The 19,845-nt window shown below is 59.1% G+C and carries 13 protein-coding genes; 5 read left to right on the top strand and 8 right to left on the bottom strand.

Features of this window, described 5'->3' with window-relative positions:
• Positions 1-21: 21 nt before the first annotated feature.
• Positions 22-1,719, bottom strand: coding sequence for an FMN-binding protein (locus DES53_RS30035; RefSeq protein WP_170157540.1), 1,698 nt, complete (start codon positions 1,717-1,719; stop codon positions 22-24).
• Positions 1,720-2,247: 528 nt separating this feature from the next.
• On the opposite strand from DES53_RS30035, the gene DES53_RS30025 reads away from it, so the two are divergent.
• Positions 2,248-4,683 carry a hypothetical protein gene (locus DES53_RS30025; RefSeq protein ID WP_147263717.1) on the top strand — a complete coding sequence of 812 codons (2,436 nt, stop codon included), beginning with the start codon at positions 2,248-2,250 and terminating at the stop codon, positions 4,681-4,683.
• Positions 4,684-4,733: 50 nt separating this feature from the next.
• On the opposite strand, the gene DES53_RS30020 is transcribed toward DES53_RS30025, so the two are convergent.
• Positions 4,734-5,633 carry a hypothetical protein gene (locus DES53_RS30020; protein ID WP_113962036.1) on the bottom strand — a complete coding sequence of 300 codons (900 nt, stop codon included), beginning with the start codon at positions 5,631-5,633 and terminating at the stop codon, positions 4,734-4,736.
• 793 nt (positions 5,634-6,426) lie between these two features.
• Between DES53_RS30020 and DES53_RS30015 the strand changes: the two genes are divergently transcribed.
• Together DES53_RS30015 and DES53_RS30010 are read left to right on the top strand one after the other, a co-directional pair.
• Positions 6,427-6,741, top strand: coding sequence for a hypothetical protein (locus tag DES53_RS30015; protein WP_113962035.1), 315 nt, complete (start codon positions 6,427-6,429; stop codon positions 6,739-6,741).
• Positions 6,742-7,137: 396 nt separating this feature from the next.
• Positions 7,138-7,770 (top strand): hypothetical protein, encoded by a 633-nt coding sequence (locus tag DES53_RS30010; RefSeq protein ID WP_113962034.1) that lies wholly within the window; start codon positions 7,138-7,140, stop codon positions 7,768-7,770.
• A gap of 150 nt (positions 7,771-7,920) precedes the next feature.
• On the opposite strand, the gene ahcY is transcribed toward DES53_RS30010, so the two are convergent.
• From ahcY to metK, 4 genes are all read right to left on the bottom strand, one after another.
• Positions 7,921-9,342 (bottom strand): adenosylhomocysteinase, encoded by a 1,422-nt coding sequence (gene ahcY, locus DES53_RS30005; protein WP_113962033.1) that lies wholly within the window; start codon positions 9,340-9,342, stop codon positions 7,921-7,923.
• 168 nt (positions 9,343-9,510) lie between these two features.
• Positions 9,511-10,839 (bottom strand): DUF1552 domain-containing protein, encoded by a 1,329-nt coding sequence (locus DES53_RS30000; protein ID WP_113962032.1) that lies wholly within the window; start codon positions 10,837-10,839, stop codon positions 9,511-9,513.
• A gap of 19 nt (positions 10,840-10,858) precedes the next feature.
• Positions 10,859-13,921, bottom strand: coding sequence for a DUF1592 domain-containing protein (locus tag DES53_RS29995; protein WP_113962031.1), 3,063 nt, complete (start codon positions 13,919-13,921; stop codon positions 10,859-10,861).
• 164 nt (positions 13,922-14,085) lie between these two features.
• Positions 14,086-15,306: a methionine adenosyltransferase gene (gene metK, locus DES53_RS29990; protein WP_113962030.1), complete on the bottom strand. Its 1,221-nt coding sequence runs from the start codon at positions 15,304-15,306 to the stop codon at positions 14,086-14,088.
• Positions 15,307-15,365: 59 nt separating this feature from the next.
• Between metK and DES53_RS29985 the strand changes: the two genes are divergently transcribed.
• Entirely contained in the window at positions 15,366-16,304 is a 939-nt protein-coding gene (locus DES53_RS29985; protein WP_211325739.1) for an ArsR/SmtB family transcription factor, read from the top strand.
• A gap of 194 nt (positions 16,305-16,498) precedes the next feature.
• Complete coding sequence (locus DES53_RS29980) at positions 16,499-17,620, top strand: serpin family protein (RefSeq protein ID WP_170157539.1); 1,122 nt, start codon at positions 16,499-16,501, stop codon at positions 17,618-17,620.
• Between the two features lie 25 nt (positions 17,621-17,645).
• On the opposite strand, the gene DES53_RS29975 is transcribed toward DES53_RS29980, so the two are convergent.
• Both DES53_RS29975 and pyk read right to left on the bottom strand, forming a co-directional pair.
• A complete protein-coding gene (locus DES53_RS29975; protein ID WP_170157538.1) occupies positions 17,646-18,080 on the bottom strand; it encodes a prepilin-type N-terminal cleavage/methylation domain-containing protein in 435 nt (144 codons plus the stop codon).
• 335 nt (positions 18,081-18,415) lie between these two features.
• Positions 18,416-19,822, bottom strand: a complete 1,407-nt coding sequence (gene pyk / locus DES53_RS29970; RefSeq protein WP_245958294.1) for a pyruvate kinase — start codon at positions 19,820-19,822, stop codon at positions 18,416-18,418.
• Between the last annotated feature and the right edge of the window lie 23 nt (positions 19,823-19,845).

Genomic DNA, 19,845 nt, shown 5'->3' with positions numbered 1-19,845 from the left:
CGGAATTGCATTGCTGCCGCTCTACATGCGAGAGATGTAGAGCATGCCGACGGCGGCGAAGACCAGCACCAGCGCTGCAACGTCGCGTTTCCCGAAGGCGTCGCCATGACCTGCATAACGCACAAACTTGAGCAGCGCGCCTGTGGGGCATCCATAACGACAATACGCCATGGGGACGAATAACGAGGCCACCAGTCCTGTTATGGCGACGGTGATCGTGCCCCAGCCTGCTACGCGGAACAGCCACGCATCAAAGGGCTCCAGCGCATTCACATTCACCTCGAGTCCGAACATGGCGACTACGAGGATGAAGATGAGCAACAGCCACGGCACCTTCTCCAGCGCCTTGCCCAGCTTGTGCGGTACCTTGAGCTGCCATTTCAAGCGATGCGCCAGCACCTGCTGCAGCGCTCCATGCGGGCAGTAGTGGTGGCAGTAGAAGCCACGGCGCCACAGCCAGGGAGTGATCAATGCCAGGGCCGCCACGAGCACGAGCATGGGTGCCGATTGCCATGCAACCCCGTGCCTTGCCCAGCCCACAAACAGACCCTGCGAAATCATGGCGCCGCTGAAGAGGCCGGCATAGCCGATGAGCAGCGCGTGATGCACCCAGCGCATCCAGCGCTTCCCACGCAGGGAAGTGAAAGTCATGAGCAGTGAAACGATGAGCACCACCAGCATCCCCCAGTCCGCTGCTTTCCAGGTGATGCGCGTGTACCATGGTGGCGCGGGCGTGGCTGCGGTGGCGAGTTGCGCGGCGCGACGCTTCAGTCCTTCGGCAAGTGCCCAGCTGGTTTCCGTGGCTCCGGATACGCCTTCCACTTTGGCTTCCGCGAAATCGAGCGTGCCCAGCTTCTGCATGCTCATCCCGTTGAAGAGATTCATGAAGTAGCTGTCCGCTGCCATATCTGCGACATAGTCCTTGGTATCAAAACTCTTGCGCAGGCGGATGCCCACCAGCTTTTCACCTGCAGGGTCCAGCACCATGAGTGTATCCGCGGGCCCCTTGTATCCCACAATGGCGTCACTGGCTGGAGAGGTGCGCGTAACCAGGGCGAGGACTTTGCCCGCGGTATCTTTGACATCCTGCATACCGGCACGGTCTTTGGCCGGTGTCAGTGTCGCGGCTTCGGGTACCAGGGTCTTCACTTCCTCCAGCGTGATGGCATCAGGAAAGCGCAGCGAGGTTCCCTGCTGGCCGAGACGTCGCAACACGCCTTCCGCTATCGCAGTACTGGTCAGGGTGGCTCCGCTTACCGCATCAACCTTGGGACGGCTGGAAGTATCGCCCAGCTTGAGTCCCTTGAAGGAATTGAAAAAGGGACGGTGGCGAATGATCTCCGCCATGTGATCCGGTGTGTCATCGCTGCGCAGCACACGCACGCCAATGACCTTTCCCTGCGCGTCACAGGCGATGAGCGTATTCGTGGGCCCGGAGTAGCCAATGATCTTGTCAGAGAGAGGCGTGGTTTGCGCCACCATGCCCAGCACAATACCGGACCCGTCCAGCACCCGCTGCACGCCCGTGTCGGGATCCCGCGGTCCGAGGGATGCCGCATTGGGATAAAAGTCACGGATACGGGAGACATCCAGGGTGCTGCCCTCCTGTGCCATGAACCAGCGATGCTGGCTGTGCATGAGCCAGGCAATGGCCACAAGTATCCCGGCGCGATAAAGGCGCAGGAAAACTGGGTTGAGCCGGGAGGGAGCGTCTGGCATCCAACAGTCTTTCGCGCCTTGAGCATCCATGCAAGCCGGGAGCGGTGGAATGAGAAAGCTTTTCTGTGTCCACTTCAGGGGACTCCGGACTGACTTACTCCTGCCGCGGCAATATCGATGCCCTTGCAATAGCGCAAAGCTGTGGCAATCTCTGCTCATGTTCTACTCGATGCACAGCTTCAGTTTTGGTGCATCAAGCAGTTGCGGCTAAAGACCCGCAACGCTTGAAAAGGGAAGGCTGTGTCCGCGCCATGTGAGGCGCGAGCAGCCGACTCATGATTCTGGATTGCGGCAGATCGTCCGCAGTCATCCACGTCCGGCAGAGCTATGCCATAAGGCATGCTCATGTCCCGGCGCTCCCTTCCATGTGCACCTGACTTTGACTTACCTATGCATCCTATGTGCCCGCCGCTCCTGCGTGATGCCGGACGGCTAGACCTTCTTGAGCTGGCATCCCCTCAAGTGCCGCGCTCCCAAAAATCTCATGCGCCTGTCTGCGTCGTCCGACGACCTCTGGACAAGGCGCCCTTGCGTTTGCACTCCACCAGCGCCTTCCCTCTGGCGCAGGATTGGCAGGCTCTGGCAGGTGCCAAACGGGATGTCGCTACTCTGACCTCGCTGCTCCGTATCCTGGCCCTTGTTCCATCGTCTGAAGGGCGTGGACCTTGCTGGACTCCGAGATTCGGAGAAGGCAGGGATGCGCGTCCGTGGATTTCCGATCGTGAGGTGCTGCGCCATTGGCTGGTGGAGATGAGTCACCACTGGAACAAGGCTATCGCGCCCTTGGTGAAGCAGCGCGTGCTGCCGGCCTCCGCTGAGAAGCTCTCGCCCGAGAGGGACGGGGCATTCTGCCCGGATGTGTTTGCCCTGGCGCGTTTTGGCAAGGCGTTGGACATGCGCGATGCAGGGTGGGATGCGCGTTTCGCGCGAAGGTTGCTGCCATTTGTATCCGGGGACGTATTGTGGGAGGACATCCGGAAGATGCAGGCTCAGTTTCTGAGCCTGCCGATCCTTCTTCAGGAAGAAGGTGATCTGTGCCGTCTCGTATCTCACGGGGTGGCCGGCGCTCAATGGATGGCGCTGCTGCCAATCGAGCAAACTGGCCACGCCAGGTTGTTGCTGGATACGATTCTGCAATTGGATGGCTGGAAGCACACTCCGAAGCCTGGTACCCATCGGCTGATCGCCACCGTGCTGCATATCTCCAAGCCCCTGGACATGGCGGCAAGGTTGCGATGGGCCGTCGATGGTCTGGTAAAGGGCCTCCCATGGAGATGGCTTGCGGGTACCCTCCATCTGGCGGAGAAAACAGGGCACTTTGTGCAGGATATCGCCAAGGTGGAGTGCTGCCCCAGTGCCACGCGGCTCGCGGCTTTCGCGAAGATGTGGAACATGGCACCGCTCACTGCCGGTGAACTCTGGAAGACAGCATCACTTTATCCCGGAGCGTGGGAGATGCTGCGGTGTATCACCCGAAGGAGCTGGACTGCGACGGTGGCGATCAAGCTCTACCTCTGGATTGCCAGTTTTGGAGAAGAGGATGCAAAATACATGCCTGGACGCTGGGCGTTGCTGCGTGAGCACTGGAAGGAAATCCTCCAATTCGCAAGGCATGGGTGCAAACGCAATCGCTGGGAGAACAAACGTTCGCGAAGGGAAATCATCAGCCTGCTGCAATATGGTTTCGATGCGAAACGCGCTGAGACCGAACCCGAGATCGGCAGGGATGCCATCCAATGGGCGCATGCACTGCGGAATGCGCAGACCATCGATTCCGCTCTGCGCGGAGATTTGCTGTTCCGGTTACTGCCCTGTTTTTGGCCGGAGCAGCGCCAGAAGATTGCGACCCACCTCACAAGGTTGCTCAGTGCGACCAAGAAGGTGGAGCGGTCATTCGACTTTGCGTATGACATGCGGGCCGGTGCGGGTTGGATCCCGCCGATTGGCAGGAGAGCGTGCCTCTTCTTTTTGCTGAGGGAACCGCGCGCATTTGTGAAGGCCTTCCGGCTGCTGGGGTTGCTGAAAAAAGAAGCTGCGAAGAGGGTGGCGGACGTCTTTGCTGCTCATCCGCTGGTGACCTGCAATGCCGAAACGTGCTCGCTGAAGGAACTGGCGATCATGGTGGAAGCTGCTTCGCTCGGACGAATACACGGCCTGGATATCAAGGAGCGCCTGCGGGCTCATCTCGCGAACACCAAGCCGCAACCGCCGCACCTGGTTGAGGCCGACCGTGTGGAACTCCTTCAGGCGTGGGCGCGGCTGGCCCTGGAGGTCTTGCAGGAGTTGGTGCAGCGCGAACTGAAGCTGATGTTTCCAATTTTCACACACACCGGCGCAAGCGGGGATACCGTTTTGTTCTTGCATACACTTGATGAAAATCGGCGGAAGGGTCGCTCGCTTGTGAGGAAACACCTTGAAGGTTTGCCGGCGCCAAAAGAGCATCATCCAGCAAACCGTCATTGGCTTGGTACCCTCCCTTCACCAACCTCGGCCTTATGGATCGGCGGATTCACCAGGAAACGACAGTTCCCAAAGCTCGGGGAGGTTACGATTTCTGTGGAGCAGGATCCTCAGGAGATCTTGCGCATGGGAGACTACGGCCGCTCCTGCCTTGGGGCGGGAGCCTGCAATCAATACTCAGCCATTACCAATGCCCTGGAGGCCAACAAGCAGGTGGTCTATGCCCGGGACAGTGCAGGCCGTGTCGTTGGAAGGCAGTTGATAGCCATTTCTGAAGAGAAGCGCCTCGTCTGTTTCATGGTCTACCCGTACGACATCTCCGACGAGCTGGAAATGTTCTTTGCAGCGTATGACCGCGACTTCGCCCAGGCGCTGCAGATTCCTCTGGAGACGGAGAAAAAGTACACCATGGCCGCTCCGCTGGGGCTGGAGTGGTACGACGATGGCGCCTGGAAGGTGCCGGATGCCTCTCCGTCGGACGAAACGAGTACCGTCGGACATTGAAGGAAATTCAAAGCATCCTTTTGGGGGCTGGTGTCCCCTTCAGGTGCTTATCACACCCGCGCGAGCGATGCACCGTGTATCACCTTGCGTCGCAGTTCCGACCACGAGAGATGCAGCCAGTTCAAGATGCGAATGGACTCTGAACTTTCACCCAGTGATGCCTGGATGGCAGACAGCGCCTTGAGCAGAAGGTCGAGATCATCCAGTCGTCCGGTGAAGGTGAGCGTGCCGTAGGCTCCCAGGCCTGGCAGCTTTCCTTTCACGGGAGGATTCGTGGGCACCGCGTTGCGGATCAGTCGTGCGAAGACGGGACCAAAGGAGGACTTTGCCGCGCGCAGGCACGCCGTGGTGGCCTTCACCACATCCTCGCTCATTTCGAGAGTGCCAGGTTTCAGTGTCTGTGCAGCCACTTCGGCAGCGGCAGACTGCAGGTTTGCCAGCAGCGTCTGCGCTTCCTCACGCATCGCCTCTTCACCATCCAGAAATTCCGTTCCGAGTATCCATGCAACAAACCTCCGCGATGGCCCAAGTGAACGAAGCAAATCCTCACGCAGGCTCGCATGGAACGCTGCATCCGACGTGAGCATGGTCACATGTCCAATGTGCCGATCCAGCTCTTCACGCCGTTCTTTGCTCAAAAACCCCGTGGTATGTGGATAGCCAAAATGTTCGGCGCAGATGTCCAGTTCATGTCCGCGCATGGCATATGTCGAGCGTGTGGTGAAGAAGGCGTCCAAGGCACGCGCTGCGAGCATGCTGGAATCAATGCAGGCCTCCTCCAAGAGGGAAAGCACCGGCTCGGCCGCAGGTCCTGAGCTCTTGGACTTGCGCACATCGTGCCAGTGTTTCAGCACCAACACCCGCTGCATCACGTGAAGCACCCGGCTCAGAGATAGGAGCTGGTCAGTGCGAGGTCGCTGCAGAAAGGCGATGCGGGCCAGGTTGGACATTATTTAAGGTGTATGGAGAAAATGCGAGGTGCAGGAAGTGTTTCGTGCATTTCGCACGTATCGATAAACAAATAAATAACGTAGGGGGAAGGGCGATTCGCAAGTGGGGGAATGCGAATATTCGATCCGAACACCCATTTTTCTGTCGAGCGTGTTTACTTTGTCACTTCCTGAACGCCAACGGAGAACGGGACTGCGGTTTCGCTCGGGAAATTTGTGTTCTGGGATTGCACGCCGATGGGGCAAGAAAACGCTGGGTTCTCATCCCTCGCCGTAACCAATAGAGAAGTCGGGGTGGTGCTCAAGAGGGGACGTTTCTCTTGGGATACTGCTGGACATCGTTTTTCGGGGCTTTGGAATGGGGCTTCATGGAAAAAAGATCAAATATCGCTTGCCATCGCCGGACGATCACTAAACTGGATTCGTAACGTCTATGGATAAACTTATGGGCTTCCGTATGTCATTCCTTGGATCCCTGCGGGTCTTTCTCTCCGGTGTGCTCCTTTGTGTTTGCAACCTCACTACGATGGGTTCTGAGCTGCCGATAGTCCTCAATCAAGCATCGAGCTTGGGGAAACCGTTTGTTGTTCCAAGCAATGTGCCTTGGGTGGAGACAACCATTCGGCTTACGAAGGGGAAGCGGTATCGAATCTCGGCCCAAGAGTCGGCATGTTATAAAGATGACGTCGTCCCCTGCACGGCTGATGGAGCCAGAGGCTTGTTGGGGTGGAGCTTTGATCGTTGTGTCAGGTCGCCCGGTCGATGGAATCTGTTTCGCTACGTTGGCCCAGGCGTGACCAAGCGTCTTCGCGTGCTGAAAGACGAGAGCGAAGAGCGTCGCAGGGCGAGCTTCCTCACCCTGATTGCCACCATCGGCATGGATGATTCGAAAGCGAGCACACGTGTCATCGGGAGGTGCCGGGAGTTTGACGCTGTGGAGAGCGGCACACTGTTCTTGTTCTGCAACGATTGGCCGGGAGGCATCGGTACGCAGGGAGAAAATCGCTTCCGCAACCCTGCCAAGAGTGGAGCCAAGTCGCTGCCAACCTACGGCAACAACCATGGACACTTGTCGGTCACCGTCGAGGAAATCACCCCATCCCGCTGAGCGCGAATTCTTAATCCTACCAACCATTCCGAGATGCTTATGCCACCCTTGGTAAACCGCATCCTCGCTCCGGTTCGCTCCGTTGTGAATCGGCTTCTGTTTTATGATAGGGACGAGCCCGCCCTTGCTGCCGTGCTGCCTGGGGCGTGTGCCGGTTCTCACTCAGGCTACTGCGACGGTAAGGTCCTGCCCAGAATCGCCTCTCCCAGCCTTCGTGGCTGCGCTGGCTCTTTGATGCGTCCCTTTCTCACCTGCCCCTCCCATCTCCAGAGGGTTCCGACATTCCAACCCTGGCCCTGCGAACTCCATGAGTGACGTTATCCTGAACAACTAGGCAAAGGCCAGAACTTTGCACTGGTCGCCCGGATTTATTGAGCACTTCACTACTGTTGCACCATGCCTGCATCTACTCCTACTGATTGGCGTTACGTCCTCGTTGCCGGTGTCGTTGGCGGTCTCGTTGCCTGGCTGATTGCCGCCACTTTTCCTGGGTATCTCGACAAGCAGCCCAGCATCCTCCTGGATGTAGGCAAGTACCTGCTGGCAGGTGGTTTGGCGGCGACGGCTGGCGTCTACGTTCTTGCGAATACGGACACTACTCAGTTCCCAAGAACTATCACCTTCGCTGCCATCTGTGGGCTTTCCTGGTCTGCAGTGGTTGAGGCCACGAGTGGCATTGTAAAGATCACGGCTGACAGGGCGGTGGCTGCGGCGGGCGTGGAGGCCAAGAAGAAACAAGAGGCGCTCACCTCGTCGACTACCACGACACCCGAAGCAGTAAAAGCGACGGTGGCGTCTACCGAAGTGGCGGCAGAAAAGGCCGTTAGTGCTGCCACACCGGAAGTTGCCTCCCAAGTGATCGATGTGGCCAAGATCAACATTCGGACCCTGACGCAGCTCAGTCATAGTGCGCAGAATGCAGACGTTAAGGCCGCGGCTCGCCAGGGGCTGGAGTCCATCGCAAGCAGTCCCAATATTGCTACAGAAGTGAAGCAAGCTGCGAAATCCTCGCTCGCCTTACCCCAATGATGGGCTGCGAGGTTAGGATACGTGGGGGACGGACCTTCCTCCCTTGCTTGACTCCTCACGTCCTTCTCCAAAACAGAAGCGGGCGGCCATTGCTGGCCGCCCGCTCATGATGTTTTGCCTCAATTGCAGCACTCGCTGCAACAAGATTGGTTAGTAGCGGTAGTGGTCCGCCTTGTAGGGACCTTCCACCGGCACGCCGATGTAGTCGGCCTGCTCCTGGGTCAGCACGGTGAGCTTCACACCGATCTTGCCAAGGTGGAGACGGGCGACTTCTTCATCGAGCTGCTTGGAGAGCACGGTCACTCCCACGGCGCGAGTCTCACGGGTCTTCCAGAGTTCCATCTGGGCCACGCACTGGTTGGTGAAGCTGTTGCTCATCACGAAGCTCGGGTGGCCGGTGGCACAGCCGAGGTTCACGAGGCGGCCTTCCGCCAGCATATAGAGGCTGTTGCCCTTCGGGAACGTGTAGCGATCCACCTGGGGCTTGATGTTCAGACGCTTGATGCCGGGATAAGCATTGAGCTTGTCCACCTGGATTTCGTTGTCGAAGTGACCGATGTTGCAGACGATTGCCTGGTCCTTCATGGCCTCCATGTGCTCCACGCGGATGATGTCCTTGTTGCCGGTGGTGGTGACATAGATGTCAGCGATGCCAAGGGTGTCTTCCACAGGCATGACGCGCAGACCGGCCATGGCCGCCTGAAGTGCGCAGACGGGGTCGATCTCGGTCACGATGACCTGGGCGCCCATGCCCTTGAGAGCGTCGGCGCAGCCCTTGCCCACGTCGCCGTAGCCGCAGACCACAGCCACCTTGCCGGCGATCATCACGTCCGTGGCGCGCTTGATGCCGTCGATGAGGGATTCGCGGCAACCATAGAGGTTGTCGAACTTGGACTTCGTGACGCTGTCGTTCACGTTGATGGCGGGGATGAGCAGCTTGCCAGCCTTCGCCATTTCATAGAGGCGATGCACACCGGTGGTGGTCTCTTCGGACACGCCCTTCAGCTCCTTCACGATTTCGTGGAAGATGCCGGGGGTGTCTTTGTGGATCTGCTTGAGGAGATCCTTGATGACGGCCACTTCGTGGTTGTCGGAAGGAGTGTCGACCCACTTGTCGCCGTTCTCCATTTCATAACCCTTGTGGATGAGCAGGGTCACGTCGCCACCGTCGTCGACGATGAGCTGGGGTCCCTTCTGCTCGGGGAAGATGATGGCCTTCCAGGTACACCACCAATATTCTTCGAGGGACTCACCCTTCCATGCGAAGACGGGCGTGCCGGAAGCAGCGATGGCGGCGGCGGCGTGGTCCTGGGTGGAGAAGATGTTGCAGGAACACCAGCGGACATCGGCACCGAGATCCTTCAGCGTCTCGATGAGCACCGCGGTCTGGATGGTCATGTGCAGGGAACCGGTGATGCGGACGCCAGCGAGGGGCTTGTCCTTGCCGTACTTCTCACGCGTGGCCATGAGACCGGGCATTTCGTGCTCGGCGATTTCGATTTCCTTCCGGCCGAAGTCGGCCTCCTCAATGTTCTTTACCTTGTAATCAATGGCGGCTTGGCGGGTGCTCATGGAGTAAAAGCGTTCGGGTGCAGTAGTTTGAATCAACGCATCAAGATGCGTTGATATGTTCTTTCAAAGAGCGCGGATGTCAACCTCGAAGTCTCGAGTGGACGGCAGGCGGATGGCGGGTTTTCTAACCTGCCTAAAATCAACCGCTTATGAGTGGACTGTCTGCGGTCAGCCCAGCTCCGCAATCGCCTGTTCCGCGTCGCCGAAATGGTCGAGCTTCACACCCATGCGGTCCATGAAAGCAAGGTGCAGACGGCAGAGCTTGCGGTTCGGGTCCTTGCTGAAGTCCAGCAGGCGACCGCCCTTGATGGTGCCACCGCCATTGCCGGCCACGAGCAGAGGAAGTTGTGTGGAATCGTGAGCATTGCCGTCCCACAGGCTGGAGGTGAGCATCACCATGCTGTTCTCCAAGAGGGTGCGCTCACCTTCATTCGTGTCCTGCATCTTCTGCAGTGTCTCGGCCCAGGCCTTCACCATGTACTCGTTGCTCTTCTGGTAGAGCGCGAGACGGTTCTCGTCATTCGCGTGGTGGGAGAGTTCGTGCTGGCCCCCCTTCACACCCAGGAAGTCGAAGTTCATCTGCGAAAGGTCGTTCGTCATCATCATGGTCGCCACACGCGTGCGATCCATCTGAAGGGCCAGCACCATGATGTCCAGCATGAGGCGCAGGTGTTCTTCCTGCCGGGCGGGAATGCCTGGGTTCGGACGCGCCATGGTGGGCGTCTTCACACTCGGTTGCCAGCCCTGGCCATTCGTCTCCGCCTTGCTGAACTTCTCCGCGCGTTCGATGCGCTGTTCCAGTTCACGCACGGAGGTGAGGTACTCATCCAGCTTCTGCGTATCGCGGCGGCTCAGGCGTGTGCGCAGAGCATTGGCATCGCCCAGCACGAGGTCGAGAACGCTCTTGTCGCGCTTGCGCTTGCTGCCGTCGTCAAAGAGCTGGTCGAAGGCTTGTTGCGGGTAAATCTCCTTCGGTGCCGGCGTGGTGGGGCTGCTCCAGGAAAGATACGCGGAATAGATGGACGTATAGCCGGAGTCGGTGCTGTACTTCGGACCTTCCGTGCCGAGCGCGAGGCTGGCCACGGGTGTATCACGCCCTACTTGCGCCGCGATGATCTGGTCCATGGTGACGCCCACTTCCACATCCGTGGTGGTCTGCTTCACCTTCAGGCCCGAGAGGATGTTCATCTTCGGGTAGTGGCCACCAGGCCCCTCCACAGTGGTGGGGTTCCAAAGCCCCTTAAGCACCAGAAGCTTGTCCTTGAGCGATTCGAGCGGCTTGAGTGTCTGCTTGAGTTCCAGGCCTCCTGGAGTGTTTTCCGCGCCCCAGTGATGTGGGTTCACTCCATTGCCAAAGAAGCACATGGCCATGCGTCGTGGCGCCGTGGCATTCTTTACACCAGTCGCTCCGAAGGTGGGCATGGACTCAAGCCATGGCAGACCAAGGGCCAGGCCTGCACCTCGTAGAAAGCGGCGACGGGAAAGGGTATTGCTCATCTCAAAAACAGAAGGGGTACTAATATCTACGGTTCAGGAACTGGCGGCTGTTCACGATTTCGAGAACGGCGGCGGAGAAATGACTGTCGGAGGCCATCGTCTTCGCGGTGATGGCTTTGAGCAGTTGCTTGTCGCTCGGTTGTACGGAGCGACCCAAGGCATACCCGAGCAGCTTCCGTGCGAACTGGCTGCTGAACTGCGACTCGTGTGAAGCGAGATACTCGCGCAGGCCTGCGAAGCCCGTGAACTTCGTGCTTTTCACCTGGGCAGAAGTATCGAGAGGCAATCCGGCTTCATCCTTGTCGCGGAAGCGGCCGAGCGCGTCGAAATTTTCCAAGGCAAAGCCCAGCGGATCGATGCGGTCGTGGCAGGAGGAGCAGGCCTTGCTGGCACGATGCTGCTCCAGCATCTCGCGCACGGTGGCGGGAGTGGGGCCGTGTTCCTTCAGTTCGGGCACGTCCGCAGGCGGCGGTGGCACCGGTGTGCCAAGCACGGACTGCAGGAGCCAGTTGCCTCGCAGGACTGGGCTGGTGCGGTGTGAGCGCGAGGTCTTGATGAGCACACTGCCCATGCCGAGCAGGCCGCCGCGGTTCTGTGCCGTCACACTGACTTGCTTGAACTGCTCGCCCGTCACTCCGGGCACGCCATAGAATTTTGCGAGGCGCTCATTCAGGAAGGTGTAGTCTGCATTGATAATCTCACGCACGGGACGGTCTTCGCGAATGAGATGCGCAAAGAAGGTCAGTGTCTCCTCATACAAATCCTCACGGAGCTCAGGCGTAAACTCGGGGAACTTCTTCCCGTCCACCGCGCTATGCTTTTCAAAACCGCTGAACTCCAGCCATTGCCCCATGAATTCCTTCGCCATGGCCTGTGCCTTCGGGCTGCGCAGCATGCGGCGTACCTGGGCTTCACGCACTTCCGGCTTCAGCAGCGAGCCATCAGAGGCCACTTTGCGCAGTTGCTCATCCGGCTTGGAAGACCAGAGGAAGTAGCTCATGCGCGAGGCCAGTTCCCAAGCGGAGACGGGATGGTCTGTCGCAGGGCTTTCGGGCTCGGGAGCCGCGACTGGAGAGAGCTCTGTCTTGAAAAGGAAATGCGGTGAGACCAGCACACGCGCCACGACTTCACGCGCGGCGCTTTCGCGATCGAGTCCTTTGGTCACGCCATCATTGTAGAGGGCCTCGATCTGTTGTTTCTCCGCGTCGTCGGCAGGGCGGCGCCAGGCGATCGAGGCAAAGGTCTTCAGGTGTTGGCGCAAGAGCTTGTCGTACTCGGCCTGTTTCTCTTTGGGCAGTTTGTCCGTCCAGACGTAGTCCCAGTCGGTGCGCATGCCCTTGAGGCGCTTCTTCTCCACCTCCGGAAGCAGGGCGAGAAGCTGCTCATCGGTGAAATAATACACGCCGGGCCCGGTTCCGTTGTTGTAGAAGTTCCGCGCCACTTCCTCCAGGCGGCGTTCGAACATGTCGGGGAATGCCGTCTTCATCCGGCCAAAGTCCGACATGGTGCTTCTCGCAGCTTCGGTCTGACGTTTCCAGACCGTGAGCACACCGGGGATGATGGCAGAAGGATTCGGTGGTGTGCCGGTGACGAGAGTCCACTGCACCGTGGCCTTGTCCACTTCAGGCGAACGCATGTCGAGCTTGCCGGCCACGTTCACTTCATTCACGCCTTCAGGCAGAGGCAATGAAATCACGGCTGGCGCCTGGACGCACAGGACCTCCGGCGCGACGTCGCCTTTGCCGAGGGGATCCTTGCCATAGAGTGCCAGTGTCTTGTCCACGGACTGAAGGTACTTCTTCAGGCCTTCCACCGTCACACCCTTTGGTGCGGGCTTGCCACCCTCGATTTCACTGAGAAGCTTCTTTCCTGCTTCACTTTCCACTTTCAGCAACCGCTGATAGTTGATGGTCTTGCCCTGGCGGCGTACGTTCAAATTGCTCAGCTGTACCAGGTCTCCGCCTGCGCCATCGCCCAAGTCTCCGACCACAAGGTGAGCTTCGCGTACACCCTTATCCACGGCGACCTTGGCAGGATAGCTACGAAGCCCATCGGAGTCCTGCTGGCGGCGCTGCACGCCACTGCCTGCCTTGAGCGGATTGTTCCAGGAGCGGCGTTCTACCTGGATGGCTTTTGCACCGGCGAGCACCGCCGCGGGCACTTCCTTGGGTTTCGCTGCGTCAGGTCCCGGCAGGTTGTGCCATGCGGTACGGGTCAGGTCGAGGAAGCGCGACTTGATCTTCTCGTTGTGCAGCATCCGCCACCAGTTGGCGAGGAAGGCGGGGGAGAGGTTTGTGTCCTTGGCGAGCTGGTCGAGTGACTGCGCTCCGGTCAGGTCCTTGTGCTTCCACTTCCAGCACGCGAGCATGTACTCTGCTTCGCGGAAGTCTTCGCCGTCCTTCGGCAGGTAAGGCCCGGACATCTTCTGGTACCAGACGTAGAGCCCCTGCTGCGCCTGACCTTTCACCTGATCATATCCGCGCATGCCCACGCGCTGCTCTTGGAATTCCACTCCCGTGCCGGGGAGAATGGTCGCATGGTCTGCAATCTTGCGCGCTGCTGTGAGATACTTCTCAAGCTGCGTGGGATTCGTGAAGAGCACATCACCGATGTTCGAGAAGCCTTCGCCACCACCGCCGTCCGGCAGGAACTCACTGGCGAATTTGAAGTCGACTCCGGTCAAATCACGGATGGTGTAATCATACTCCGCATTCGTGAGGCGGCGCAGTGTGACTGGACCGGGGTCACCCGCATTGCGCGTAGCCACGATTTCCAGTTCCTTGTCCATCCATTCGAGGATGTCATGCTTCTCCTCCTTCGTGAGTTGCGTTTCATCTTCCGGCGGCATGGAGCCGGAGTCGATGACCTCGCGCACCTTCTCCCACATCGCGTATTCTTTTTCCAAGTTCGGATTCGCATCCAGACGCTTCAAGTCCACGCCGCCCTTCGTCTTCTTGGTGTTGTGGCAGTCGTAGCAGCTTTCGCTCAGGACCTGCCTGGCGGCATTCCAGTCGGTTACGGCGTGTGCGGAGGACACGGCGGCGAGAAGGAGGATGGTGGAGCGGAGGGTAAAGTTGGGCATTCGCAAGAGCACAGACGTGGCCAGATTTCAGGGGAGATAGATACGTGAGGTGGCGCTTCGTCTTCCCTTTCAAAAGGCCGGATTCCCTTCATTTTGGACGCAAAATAAGAAGGCCGTGTGACCCGGAAGTCACACGGCCTCGAAGAGAACTCCGTGGGAGGAACTTACTTCGCTGCCTTCTGCAGCGCCGCGGCCTTGCTGGTGGTTTCCCACGTCAGGTCTGCGTCGTCCTTGCCGAAGTGGCCGTAGTTGGTGGACTTCGAGTAGATCGGGCGGAGCAGGTTGAGCTGCTTCACGATGTCCGCGGGCTTGAAGGAGAACACCTTGAGGATGGCGTCGAGGATGGCGTCATCCGACTTGGTGCCGGTGCCGAAGGTGTCCACATGCACGCTCACGGGGAGCGGGTGACCGATGGCGTAGGCGAACTGCACCTCGCACTTGCTGGCGAGACCGGCAGCCACCACGTTCTTGGCAACCCAGCGGCCCATGTAGGCGGCGCTGCGGTCCACTTTGGAGGGGTCCTTGCCGGAGAAGGCGCCACCACCGTGACGGCCCATGCCGCCGTAGGTGTCGACGATGATCTTGCGACCGGTAAGGCCGCTGTCACCCTGAGGACCACCCACCACGAACTTGCCGGTCGGGTTGATCAGGTACTCGGTGTCCTTGGTCAGCATGCCCTTCGGGAGGACCTTCTTGATGACCTGCTCGATGCAGAACTTCTCAATCTCAGCGTGCGTCGCGTCGGCGGCATGCTGGGTGGAGATGACCACATTCACAATGCGGGTGGGCTTGCCGTCCGGTCCGTATTCCACGGAGACCTGGCTCTTCGCATCTGGGCGCAGCCACTTGGCGGCCTTGCCAGCCTTGCGGATCTTCGTCAGCTCGCGGCCGAGGCGGTGTGCGTACATGATGGGCGCCGGCATGAGCTCGGGGGTCTCATCGCAAGCGTAGCCAAACATGATGCCCTGGTCGCCTGCACCCTGCTCTTCGTGCTTCTTGCCTTCCGCACCGGCGGCATCCACGCCCTGCGCGATGTCGGGGCTCTGGATGGTGAGGTAGTTGTTGATGAAAATCTTGTCGGCGTGGAAGACGTCGTCGTCGTTCGTGTAGCCGATGCCGCGGACGGCATCACGGATCACCTTGCCCACGTTGATCACTTCATCGATCGGCTTCGTGGTGCCCTTCTTCTTGTCCTGCAGCTTTGGGATGGTGATTTCACCGCCCACAACAACGATGTTGCTCTTGGCGAAGGTTTCGCAGGCAACGCGCGCCTTGGAGTCGACGCTCAAGCATGCATCGAGGATGGCATCAGAGATGGTGTCGCAAACTTTGTCGGGATGGCCTTCGCCGACGGACTCGGAGGAGAAGATAAACGAGCGTGACATGGTGGATTCTGTTTCGTATGGACGAATGATGATACGTTGATATGTTACCTCTCACTGCCGTGTCGTCAATCCTCAAATCCTTTGCCCTGCTCAGCGATGCCACCCGTGTCCGCCTGCTCGCGCTATTGCGCCAGGAGGAGCTTTCCGTGGCGGAATTGCAGGAGATCCTCGCTCTGGGCCAGAGTAACATCAGCGCCCAGCTTGCACGGTTGAAGGAGGCTGGATTGGTAAACGACAGGCGCTCAGGCAAGAACCGGCTCTACAAGCTGGAGAGCCCCCGGCCGAAGGAAATGGAAAACCACGCCCACCTCCTGGCTCTGCTGGATGCCGCAGCGCAGGAGCTTCGTGAGGCCAAGCGGGACCAGACCGCGCTCAAGCTGGTGCGCCGCAAACGTCAGGATACCGCCAAAACCTATTTCGATGCGCTTGCCGGGAAGTTCGGCAGGCAGTACGTGCCGGGACGCTCCTGGAAAGGTCTTGGTGAAATGCTGATGCACCTCGTGCCCCAGGTGGTCATTGCCGATCTCGGTGCGGGTGAGGGCACCCTTTCCCAGATGCTGGCCCCTCACGCAAAGCAGGTCATCGCCGTGGACAACTCCGAGCAAATGGTGGCCTACGGTTCCAAGCTCGCGAAGGAGCATGGCTACACGAATCTGGACTACCGGCTCGGCGACATTGAGTCTCCACCCATCAAGGAGAGCACGGTGGACATCGCCATCTTCTCCCAGGCCCTGCATCATGCGCAGAAGCCAGAGAACGCTCTCGCCGCCGCTCATCGCATGCTGAAGAGCGGCGGTCGCATCGTGATCCTGGATCTGCTCAAGCACAGCTTCGAAAAGGCGCGTGTGCTCTACGCCGATGTCTGGCTGGGCTTCTCCGAAGTGGAGATGCACGAGATGCTGGAGCACGCTGGCTTCAAACAGATCGAAGTGCGCATTGTGGATCGCGAGGCGAAAAGCCCGAACTTCCAGACGGTGCTGGCGGTCGCGGTGAAGTAGCTGCTGGTCCGGGTTTGCGATGCAGCCGCATTTTACTTGCTCGTGACAGCAGCGTTCCGCATGCTGGCGGGATGAAAGCGCGACCGAATCAGGAGCCGATTGCATTTCGCCGGCACATGAGATGGATGCAAGGAATCGCAGCAGTCTTGTGGGCATGTGCTGGTATACCTGGAGAAACCTTCGCCGCAGATGCTATGGATACTGCAAAATCCAACAATGCTTTTGCTTTCGCCTTGCTGGATAAGGTGGAGGGTGGTGAGGAGAATTTTGCCTGCTCGCCGCTGAGCATCTGGTCCGCGCTGACCATGACCTCGGCAGGCGCGGAGAAGGAAACCCTCGCACAAATGCGGAAGGCGCTGCATCTGCCGGAGAGCCCCGGCGTGCACGAGCAGGTCGGCGCGTGGAGCAAGGCGCTGCAAGCTTCCGGGAAAGTGGAGATTCGCATTGCGAACCGGCTGTGGGGAAACAAGGGGCTACCCTTTGAAGAGGGCTTCCTGAAGCTCACTGAGAAGGCCTATGGCGCTGGCTTGGAGACTGTGGATTTTGCCAATCAGCCGGACGCTTCGCGGACTCGAATCAACTCCTGGGTTTCGCAGGAGACGGGGGACCGCATCAAGGACCTGCTCAAACCGGATGACATCCGCCCGGATACCCGGCTGGTCCTGACCAATGCCGTGTACTTCAAGGCGAAATGGCTGCGTCCCTTCGATGGCAACAGCACCGCGCCCCGCGCCTTCACTCTTGCCACGGGAAAGACGCTTGAGGCCAAATCCATGCGGAAGAGCATGCCGCTTGCCTACATGGAGAATGCCGAACTGCAGGCAGTGCGTTTGCCGTATCAAGGTGGTGCCGCCTCAATGATCATCGTGCTCCCACGCAAGGCAGATTCCCTGCTCAAATCAGGATACCTTGGAGGAGACAAGTTCAATGCCATCCTGGCCGGGTTGAAGAACGAGCCCGAGGTCGTAGTTCAGCTCCCGCGATTTGAAGTAAGTGCAAGACTCGGGCTGGAGGATGCCCTGGCTGCCATGGGCATGGCGCGCGCTTTCAGCGATGACGCGGAGTTCGGTGCCATGTGCAAGGAGTCCCTGAAGATCGCAAAGGTGATTCACAAGGCTTGGGTGAAGGTCGCGGAGGAGGGAACGGAAGCAGCCGCAGCGACAGCAGTCACCATGATGCCAACGGGTGCGCGGCTGCCGGTGGCCGAGCCAAAGCTCTTCCTCGCGGAGCGCCCCTTCCTGTTCTTCATCATGGATGACAAAACCAATGGCGTGCTCTTCGCCGGAAAGGTGATGCAACCTGAAGAAACAAAGTGATGAGCAGCCTCCCACCGGGGGCGCCTTACCAGTCAGCCACGCTGCCAGTCAGGGTGTGGATCGGGGTCGTGCCGGTGCAGTCACCGTACGGAACGCCAATTGCAGGGACGGCATTCAGCCAGGTATAAAGACCGCCAGCGGGACACTCCGGCTTTACGGCAAGCAGCGGCGAACCACCACCGAACACCACTGAGTCCTCAGGGAGAGGATCCGTAAACTTCATGTTGTTCAGGTTCGCGTGCGAGCGAACGGCCTTCTGCACTGAAGCCAGTTGCATTCGGCACGTCGCCTGATCGGAACCTTGTCGGAAAACATCGAGACCGAAAAAAATCACGGCGAGGAGGCTGACGAGCAGGGAGATGACCAGGCTGATTTCGATGAGGGTGAAACCAGCGCTGGCCCTTGGGCACTTCCCATGAAGAGCAGGTTCGGATTTCATAGATTTGAGCTGGTAGAGCATGGCGCAACTCATATATGGAAATTATGATAAATCAATTTTCTCGTCAGGTCTACCAAGATGTTGATGCTTCCTCCAGACGGACGGAGCGATCTGTAAAAAACCCGAGTCATCGACGTTCATGCGCCGCGGATTGGAGGCTGAGCACCTGCAACAGCCTCAATTCGAATTGAGTGCAATATTCATGAGGAGTATTGACCTTTAGGATTGCCGTCGCAACCGCTCCTCTCAAGGATGGGATCACCGGTGCACGCGATTACCGTGGGGGACGAAAAAATATTTCCCGAGAGTCTCGCCAATCGCGCGGACGGGCTTGTTCGGAGCGTTGCGGCAGGGCTCTACGCTTCTCTCAGCAAAATCGAATCCACTACGAGTTCATCGTGCAGCACGTCGCTGAGGATGACGATGGGGTCACCTTTCACCAGGGCTTTGCGATTGCGCAGCAAGGTGATGGCGCGCTCGATGGTCTCCGCAGGTTTTGCGCAGAACTCGATCACGAAGGGGAACAAACCGCGGGCAGTCATGCACGCGCGACTTACCGCGAGATTCTCGGTGAACGCATAGATGGGCGCTGCTTCCGGCCGCTGGTGTGCGAGAAGGTGCGCCGTCACGCCGCCCTTGGTGAACACGAGCAGGCGTGATCCAGGAATGCTGTTCGCGAGTTGCACGGCGGCTTTCACGGCTTTGTGCTTGTTCGTTTTCAGGGGAGCGTCACTGGCGAAGCGGCCACTGGGATAGCGCTTTTCTGTTTTCGAAATGACGCGATCCAGCACATCCACGCAGCTCACCGGGTACTTGCCTACACTCGTCTCGCCGCTGAGCATCACACAGTCCACCTGCTCCGTGACTGCGTTGAAAATGTCCGTAACTTCCGCGCGCGTCGGCACAGGGTTCTCGATCATGCTCTCCAGCATCTGTGTCGCCACGATGACCTTGCGTCCGTGGTAGGAGCAGCGCTCGATGATGTCTCGCTGGATGATGGGCAGGTCTTCCAGGGGGCATTCACTGCCAAGGTCCCCACGCGCCACCATGATGCCCTTGGACGCCTGCACGATCGCGTCGAGGTTCTTGAGCGCCTGCTGGTTTTCTATTTTGGCAATGACGCGTGCTTGGGAGTTCTTTTGTTCCAGCAGCAGTTCCAGGTGCTGGATGTGCGCCGGCTCACGCGCGAAGCTCAGGGCAAAGTAGTCCACGCCCATTTCCACGCCGAGGTCCAGGTCCGCGTAGTCCTTGCGGGTGAGAGGCGGCAGATTCACATCGACGCCGGGGAGATTGATATGACGGCGTGATTTCATTTCGCCGCCTGTGACCACTTCAGTCTGCACGCGGTGGGTGTTGGTCGAGGTGGTGCGCAGCAGGATCATGCCGCCATCGATAGCGATAGGATCTCCCGGTTTCAGATCCTTGGTGATGCCGGGATAGTTCACCGTGGTGGAGAGTTCCGTGGTGGCGGGCAGCGTGGCATCCGTGCGGAGTTCCACCACATCACCCGTCTTGAGCTGCCAGGGAGCGGCGAGGTCACCAGTGCGGATGGAGGGACCGGTGAGGTCCATGAGCACGGCCACGTCGGTATCCAGGGCTGTGGCTGCTTCGCGAATGCGCTGGTACACGGTGCGCGTCCATTCGTGCGAGGCGTGGCTCATGTTGAGCCGGAAGATGTTCGCGCCGCGCCGGATGAGGGATTCAATGACGGATGCGGACTCCGTGGCCGGGCCGAGGGTGACGAGGATCTTGGTCTTTCGCATGCAGGGAGGTGAGGGGAGGGAGA

Origin of the sequence: Roseimicrobium gellanilyticum (assembly GCF_003315205.1) — a bacterium.
Classification (GTDB): domain Bacteria; phylum Verrucomicrobiota; class Verrucomicrobiia; order Verrucomicrobiales; family Verrucomicrobiaceae; genus Roseimicrobium; species Roseimicrobium gellanilyticum.
Note: the sequence above shows the minus strand (reverse complement) of the source record. Positions and strands in the feature narration are given on the sequence as shown.

Excerpts from the sequence above, each read along its gene's own strand:
- DES53_RS30035 (WP_170157540.1), bottom strand. The coding sequence starts at position 1,719 with ATGCCAGACGCTCCCTCCCGGCTCAACCCAGTTTTCCTGCGCCTTTAT.
- DES53_RS30020 (WP_113962036.1), bottom strand. The coding sequence starts at position 5,633 with ATGTCCAACCTGGCCCGCATCGCCTTTCTGCAGCGACCTCGCACTGAC.
- DES53_RS30010 (WP_113962034.1), top strand. The coding sequence starts at position 7,138 with ATGCCTGCATCTACTCCTACTGATTGGCGTTACGTCCTCGTTGCCGGT.
- ahcY (WP_113962033.1), bottom strand. The coding sequence starts at position 9,342 with ATGAGCACCCGCCAAGCCGCCATTGATTACAAGGTAAAGAACATTGAG.
- DES53_RS30000 (WP_113962032.1), bottom strand. The coding sequence starts at position 10,839 with ATGAGCAATACCCTTTCCCGTCGCCGCTTTCTACGAGGTGCAGGCCTG.
- DES53_RS29995 (WP_113962031.1), bottom strand. The coding sequence starts at position 13,921 with ATGCCCAACTTTACCCTCCGCTCCACCATCCTCCTTCTCGCCGCCGTG.
- metK (WP_113962030.1), bottom strand. The coding sequence starts at position 15,306 with ATGTCACGCTCGTTTATCTTCTCCTCCGAGTCCGTCGGCGAAGGCCAT.
- DES53_RS29980 (WP_170157539.1), top strand. The coding sequence starts at position 16,499 with ATGGATACTGCAAAATCCAACAATGCTTTTGCTTTCGCCTTGCTGGAT.
- DES53_RS29975 (WP_170157538.1), bottom strand. The coding sequence starts at position 18,080 with ATGCTCTACCAGCTCAAATCTATGAAATCCGAACCTGCTCTTCATGGG.
- pyk (WP_245958294.1), bottom strand. The coding sequence starts at position 19,822 with ATGCGAAAGACCAAGATCCTCGTCACCCTCGGCCCGGCCACGGAGTCC.